Source organism: Actinoplanes sp. NBRC 103695, assembly GCF_030269485.1.
Lineage (GTDB): Bacteria > Actinomycetota > Actinomycetes > Mycobacteriales > Micromonosporaceae > Actinoplanes.
Genome location: NZ_BSTL01000037.1, coordinates 79,993 through 85,992 on the forward strand (window position 1 = coordinate 79,993; position 6,000 = coordinate 85,992).

General features: G+C 65.2%; 7 protein-coding genes. 6 read left to right on the top strand and 1 reads right to left on the bottom strand.

Annotated elements, in window-relative coordinates; all coding sequences use genetic code 11:
• Nucleotides 1-107: 107 nt before the first annotated feature.
• The 5 genes from QSK31_RS42220 (at nucleotide 108) to QSK31_RS42240 (ending at nucleotide 3,541) form a co-directional block, all read left to right on the top strand.
• Entirely contained in the window at nucleotides 108-833 is a 726-nt protein-coding gene (locus tag QSK31_RS42220; RefSeq protein WP_285690531.1) for a sulfite exporter TauE/SafE family protein, read from the top strand.
• Between the two features lie 325 nt (nucleotides 834-1,158).
• Nucleotides 1,159-1,635, top strand: coding sequence for a hypothetical protein (locus QSK31_RS42225; protein WP_285690532.1), 477 nt, complete (start codon nucleotides 1,159-1,161; stop codon nucleotides 1,633-1,635).
• A 127-nt stretch (nucleotides 1,636-1,762) separates the two neighbouring features.
• Nucleotides 1,763-2,179 (top strand): hypothetical protein, encoded by a 417-nt coding sequence (locus QSK31_RS42230; RefSeq protein ID WP_285690533.1) that lies wholly within the window; start codon nucleotides 1,763-1,765, stop codon nucleotides 2,177-2,179.
• Nucleotides 2,180-2,192: 13 nt separating this feature from the next.
• Nucleotides 2,193-2,405 carry a hypothetical protein gene (locus QSK31_RS42235; protein ID WP_285690534.1) on the top strand — a complete coding sequence of 71 codons (213 nt, stop codon included), beginning with the start codon at nucleotides 2,193-2,195 and terminating at the stop codon, nucleotides 2,403-2,405.
• Nucleotides 2,406-3,133: 728 nt separating this feature from the next.
• The gene (locus tag QSK31_RS42240) at nucleotides 3,134-3,541 is read left to right on the top strand and encodes a reverse transcriptase family protein (protein ID WP_285690535.1); all 408 of its coding nucleotides are present in this window, start codon (nucleotides 3,134-3,136) and stop codon (nucleotides 3,539-3,541) included.
• Here QSK31_RS42240 and QSK31_RS42245 read toward each other — a convergent pair.
• A complete protein-coding gene (locus tag QSK31_RS42245) occupies nucleotides 3,522-4,352 on the bottom strand; it encodes a LysR family transcriptional regulator (RefSeq protein WP_285690536.1) in 831 nt (276 codons plus the stop codon). The genes QSK31_RS42240 and QSK31_RS42245 overlap by 20 nt on opposite strands.
• A 123-nt stretch (nucleotides 4,353-4,475) precedes the next feature.
• Here QSK31_RS42245 and QSK31_RS42250 point away from each other — a divergent pair, with 123 nt between their 5' ends.
• A complete protein-coding gene (locus QSK31_RS42250; RefSeq protein ID WP_285690537.1) occupies nucleotides 4,476-5,255 on the top strand; it encodes an SDR family NAD(P)-dependent oxidoreductase in 780 nt (259 codons plus the stop codon).
• Nucleotides 5,256-6,000: the final 745 nt, after the last annotated feature.

The window sequence follows — 6,000 nt, forward strand, 5'->3', positions numbered from 1 at the left end:
ACTCGTGATGTTCGCTAGCCTCCACGGCATGGATGCGACGCCGGGCACTCAGCGAGGGTACGACACCGAAGTTCCGCCGTTGAGTTTCGAAGTTCGCTAGGCGTTTGATGCTGGCACCCGCTGCGCTGCTCGTTCTCGCGCTGATCGCCGGTGTCCTCAGCGGGGTGGTGGGAACCGGCTCATCTCTGGTATTACTCCCGGTGCTTCTTTGGGCGTACGGGCCAAGGGTCGCGGTTCCGGTGATGGGGATCGCCGCGGTGATGGGAAACCTAGGCCGGGTCGTCGTCTGGTGGCGACATATCGCGTGGAAACCCACCGTGGCCTACGCTGCGCCCGGCGTACCGGCCGCCGTTCTCGGCGCTCATACGCTGTTGACGATCCCGGAGCAGGTTGCCGACGGCGCGATAGCGACGTTTTTCCTTGCGATGATCGCCGCACGCCGCAGCGGTGCCGTCGCGCACTGGCGGTTCCGCCTGTGGCACCTGGCGCTTGGCGGCGCGGCGGTCGGATTCCTCACCGGAATACTGTTCTCCACCGGGCCGATCAGCGTGCCGATCTTCACAGCCTACGGGCTGAGTGGCGGTGCGTTCCTTGGTAGCGAGGCCGCCAGCTCGCTGCTGCTCTATGCCGGAAAGCTGGCCACCTTCGGGTTTGCGGACGCTCTTTCCCCGGCCATTGTCATGCGTGGCGTGTTGATCGGCAGTGCTCTCCTGATCGGCTCTGTGGTGGCGCGACGCGTCGTCGAGCGGATCGGCACCCACACTCACGAGATCCTGATCGATATCGTCCTCGCCGCCGGCGCGGCGACCATGGTCCTGGCGATCCTGAGATGAGTTCGGGTGCGGACCGGTTCACTCAGCGGGCATCCGGATCTGCCGCTGACAACGCTCGGAGCGCTGTTTTGATCAAACATCAAGATCTAAGGCGGTGCCGTAGGCCATCGCCGGTCCGGGCGGAGATTCAGGACGTGGCCTGGCCGTCAAGCGAGCGGGCTAAAGTGCGGGTGTGGGGGAATTCCTGGCGGTCTCGGATTTCCGGACGCGGGATGCTTGCGGTGTTCTGGCCGCCGCCGAGACGTTTTTGTAAGCCGCAGCTGTTCTGACGGTGCCGCCCTGAACAATGGGCGGCGGCCTCGCCGTACAAGGAAAGGTTTTGATCATGGGTTGGAACACCTCGGTGCTTTTCCGTCAGAACGTGACGGTAGACGAGGCTGTGGACGAACTCGCCATCACAGATTTCAGCGGCGAACTGGTCGGAGCCGATCAGGCTACAAGCGCCCTCAAGCCCGACGCCCTCTATGCCGCCGAGTCGGGTGGCTGGGTGCAGGTCTGGAACCCGATGATGGATGTGGTCATGGGCTGGGAGCCGACCGACCCGGGCGACGCTTTGGTGGTCTTCTTCAGCAGCGTTTCGAGCACATACGGCTTCACGCTGTTCACGAATGGCGAACGCACCCGGCATTACGTCTACGCCGACGGTGTGGCCGTCGAGGACGAAGGAACGCCACTGCCGGTCGAGGCCGAGATTGCCCTGCCGTCCTGGGGCCCGGACGAGGACTTCCTCTGGTCGATCATCACGGCAGTCACCGGTCTTCGGTACGACGAAAAGCTGCAGTACCGCGTCTACCCGGTGTGACGGCGTATGCGACGGGCTACCGAGCCGGGTCGATTGCTGCGAGCCCTGCTCCGCGGCGCCTGAACCATGATCACCGCGGCGCGAGCTGACCGGTCCCGGCGGCGTGCTGGAGCACCGGTTACGGACCGTGCTGGCTAACGACGGCAGCGCCCGCTGGCATCGGTTCACGCCGTGCCTCCAGCCGGCCGAAGCGTTTGCGACCGAGCGGATCACGGCATTGCCCGCGTATCAAAGCGGATGGGGGTGCATCGTCGAGTTGCCAGGGCATCGAACGCGTGAAGCCGTGCCGTCCGGCCGGCCGCCCCAGCCCGTCCGGGGAGCCAACGCCGATACGGTGGTCGGCGTAGAAGGCGAGGACGATGCCAGCGCCGGCTCGAGTCCGGCCGACGCCAGCCGCATGGGCAAGGCGGCCGAGCACTTGATCGCGGCGTTCTGCATTATGGCGACCCGCGGCGCCCTCAACGTCTCGACGACGCTTGTCGACGATGAGGGCATCGACTTGGTGTTTCATCGCCGTGGGTCTACTGCGACGCTCGCTGTGTAGGTCAAAGCCCAGGATGTCGGACAGTAAGCGTGTCCAATCCGAGGGCCTCTACGCGTTCGTTCGGTCCGAGACCTTCGCGTCGCGCGACAATCTCGACATGCTCTTCGTCGCGGTGGACGTTGACCGCGGAGCTGTCATGAAAGCCTGGCTCGTGCCGAGCGCGACGTTCGCCGAGTCCGCTGGCACAACCGATGAAGCCGGCCGCTACCGCTCCGGGCGTCGATAAAAGCCCAGACGAACGACCGCTGGCAACCCTACCGGCTGGAAGCGAATGATTTGCCCCCAGCCGTTCTCAGCCGACTCGATGATCGGCAGGCAGCAGGCTGATCTGCAGCCCGCCGCGAGCGCCTGTGGTCAGCTTTATGCGCTCGACGCCGACAGACATCGACTGAGGGCTGCGCGCAATATCGGCGGCAGATGAGGTGCGCCACGAGGCGCCTTGTTGTATCCCCCGGCGCAGCCGGGAAGAACTCGGAGGGAGGTTCTTGGGTCCGATGGCTTACCTGGATCCGAAAGGTGAAGGGGACCAGAGCATGCCAGGAAAGTAGCGGGCGTATCCAGGCGTAGGGATGCGAGGTGCTGCGAGACCCGCGGAATACGGTGAAAGCTGAATTGCCTGAAGCCTAATCTCCAGTGATGCGAGCCGCCATCCACCGGAAAGACGCCTGAACCGGTGCCGCGTCCTGCGTCGGTATCATTCTTTTGCCGATGCAACCTCCGGAGCGCGGAACGATGCCCAGTGAGGGTATTCAAGGAGATGTGTTGGCCACCTAAGTTCCGCTAGATACGTACGACAAGGACGAACGTTGGATCGCCTACGGGACGCGAGTCCTATGGCGACGGAGGTCTCGTAGTAGTCGCAGGAGTCACGACCTGCCGAGGAGGACGGGAAAGCCGTCCGCAGGGCGAAGGAGACCAGGTGATCGGACGTCATAGAACCGGGAGGTATGCGTAATGCAGAGCGCCGAAACGGTATTGGATGTCCTGCGTGAGCGCGGCAGGCGTGGTCTGCCGTGTAATGATTTGTTTCGACAGCTTTTCAACCCGAGTCTGTACCTGATGGCCTACGGACGTCTGTACTCCAACCACGGAGCGATGACGCCCGGGGTCGACGGGGAGACCGTGGACAGCATGTCCTTGAGCAAGATCGACCGCGTCATCGACGCGATGCGCCACGAACGCTACCGCTTCTTGCCCGCCCGGCGGGTCTATATCCCCAAGAAGAAGGGGACGAAGAAACGACCGCTGGGACTGCCGTCATGGACGGACAAACTCGTCGGGGAAGTAGTCCGTCTGCTGTTGGAGGCGTACTACGAACCACGATTCTCCGCTACCGCTGGGTCTACCAGGTGGCCAGTCTGACGAGCGCGGCGACCTCCCGCGACCGGCTCCGAGACGGCCAGACGAGGTGCGTCGTGATCGGCGGGGCATCGGTCATCAGGACCGAGACGACGCCGCTGGTCAGGGACGGGCGGGCCGACTCGGGCAGGACGGCGCAGGCGCGGCCGAGTGCGATCAGTTGGAACAGCTCCGTCGCGTCGCGGATGGCCGGCCCTGGGCCGTCCGGATAGGTGCCGTCGGCGAGCGGCCAGCGGGGTCGCGGCAACCCGGGAAGCTCGTCCGAGGTCAGCGTGGCCCGGGCAGCCAACGGATGACCGACAGGCAGGACCGCCATCTGACCCTCGACGGCGATCACCTCGTGTTCGAGGCCGGTTGCGGAGTAACACCGCTCCTGCAGGACAGCGACGTCGGCACGTCCGTCGCGCAGCATCTGCTCCGGCTCGGCGCCCCCGGGCTGGACCAGGGCCACCTCGACGGTGACCGCGTCCGGCTCGGCGGCGTACGCGTCGAGCAGCTGCGCCAGCAAGTCGACGGCGACCCCGGCCCGGGTGACCAGCATCAGGCCGGTCCGTTCTCCAGCCCGGCGGGTGCGGCGGGCGGCTGCTTCCACCGCGTCCAAGGCGTTGCGGCCCTCATGCAACAGCACCGAGCCGGCTCGGGTGAGGGCGACCGTACGGCCGGTGCGCTCGAACAGCTTTGTGCCGAGGTGACGCTCGATCTTCTGCACGGTCCGGGTCAGTGCCGGTTGCGCGATGCCAAGCCGCTTGGCTGCCCGCCCGTAGTTCGACTCCTCGGCGACAGCGACGAAGTACCGCAGTTCACGCGTCTCCACGGCGGCGACTCTACCTGCGATTGATAACCGCGCGGCATTGGTTGGCTGCTCTGCTGGCATTGGATGCCAGCTGATGCGACGCAACGATAAGGCGTCACCTTCGCTCGATGGGAGTTACAAATCATGAATCTGGAGCTGAAGGGCAAACGTGTCCTCGTCACCGGCGCCAGCAAGGGCCTGGGCCTCGGCATCGTCAAGGCCTTCCTCGCCGAGGGCGCCACGGTAGTCGCCGTCGCCCGGCACAGCACCCCCGAGCTCGACGCCACCGAGGCCACCTTCATCGCCGCTGACCTTTCCGACCCGGACGGGCCACGGCAGATGGTTCGCGCGGCCGGCCCCCACCTCGACGTCCTCGTCAACAATGTCGGCGGCGGCAACCCGCCGGCCGCCGCCTTCGACGATCCCCTCGACGGAGACGACGAAGTCTGGGCGGACCTGTTCGCGCTGAACCTGTCCGCGGCCGTGCGTACGATCCGCGCCGCGTTGCCGGCACTGACGCAGGCACGCGGGGCCATCGTCAACATCAGCTCGGACGCTGCGTTGCGGCCCGGCGCGGCTCCTATGCCGTACGCCGCCGCGAAGGCAGCCCTCAATTCGTTGTCGCGGGGGCTGGCGGAGAAGTTGGCACCTCAGGGCGTCCGGGTCAATACCGTCACCCCCTCCGGGGTACGCGGTTACAGCCAGGAGGGTCCGGATGGCTACGTCGCCAACCTTGCGAAACATTTGGGCATGGAGCACAGCGCCCTGCTCGAAGTACTGCCGTCCCAGGGCGGCATGCTGACAGGCAGGCTGGCCGAGCCGGAGGAGGTAGCCCCTGCGGTGCTGTTACTCGCCTCCCCGGTCTGCTCGAGTGCGATCGGCGAGAACTGGACCGTGACGGCAGGCGCGGTGAAAGCCGTCTGACGCACGAAGGGTGGGCTATGACCAGCTGGTAGCGAGTACCTGGTTCTTGTCCTTTTGGGGCATGGCCCACCCGCTCGAAGGTGGAAGGGCACCCGACCTCTTATCCATGAGGTGGAGCACTTACCTCAGCGCATGTGCGGAACCGCCGCAGCAATCGGTTCGTCTGTGCGTGCACTCACATCGGCATGACCGCGTGCGGCCCCACTTGGACGGCGTCCCGGGGCTTCCCGCCGATGTGCTGTGACGACTGTGAAGGAGGAGACATTTTGTGGGCGGACGACGCTGGCTGTGGCATCTGTCCTCAGGCGTTGCTGCGAGCTCGGCGTATCAGGGCAGTGCCCTCGGCGTCGGTCGACCATAATGAAGCGCGCAGGTCTGACAGGGGTAGCAGTTGCTGGACCATGTCCCCCAGTGCGGCAACGTCCGGTGAAGAAATCCACCAGTCGCATTGTCCCGGAGCGTCCCAAATCATGATCTTGACGTCTCGTCGCTCGAAACGGTGGACAGTGTGACCTGGCCAGCCCATCGTCGATGGCTTTTGCCTGTACCACTGTATGAGCTGGCTGAGCGAGGCTGTATCCAGTTCAGCGGCCTGAGCCTGCACCAGCAGCCCAGAAGCTAGAGCGCATCTGACGGATCATGGTCGGCTCCGGTCGGGTTTGGCGCGGAGCCAGATCATGATCGAGGCGATGGTTACCGTTGCCTCGTAACGGTTTTTCAGCTTGTCGTACCTGGTCGCGACGGC

What these genes read in the sequence shown, in the direction of transcription:
- QSK31_RS42220 (WP_285690531.1), top strand. Translation starts at nt 108, where the DNA reads ATGCTGGCACCCGCTGCGCTGCTCGTTCTCGCGCTGATCGCCGGTGTC.
- QSK31_RS42250 (WP_285690537.1), top strand. Translation starts at nt 4,476, where the DNA reads ATGAATCTGGAGCTGAAGGGCAAACGTGTCCTCGTCACCGGCGCCAGC.
- QSK31_RS42225 (WP_285690532.1), top strand. Translation starts at nt 1,159, where the DNA reads ATGGGTTGGAACACCTCGGTGCTTTTCCGTCAGAACGTGACGGTAGAC.
- QSK31_RS42235 (WP_285690534.1), top strand. Translation starts at nt 2,193, where the DNA reads ATGTCGGACAGTAAGCGTGTCCAATCCGAGGGCCTCTACGCGTTCGTT.
- QSK31_RS42240 (WP_285690535.1), top strand. Translation starts at nt 3,134, where the DNA reads ATGCAGAGCGCCGAAACGGTATTGGATGTCCTGCGTGAGCGCGGCAGG.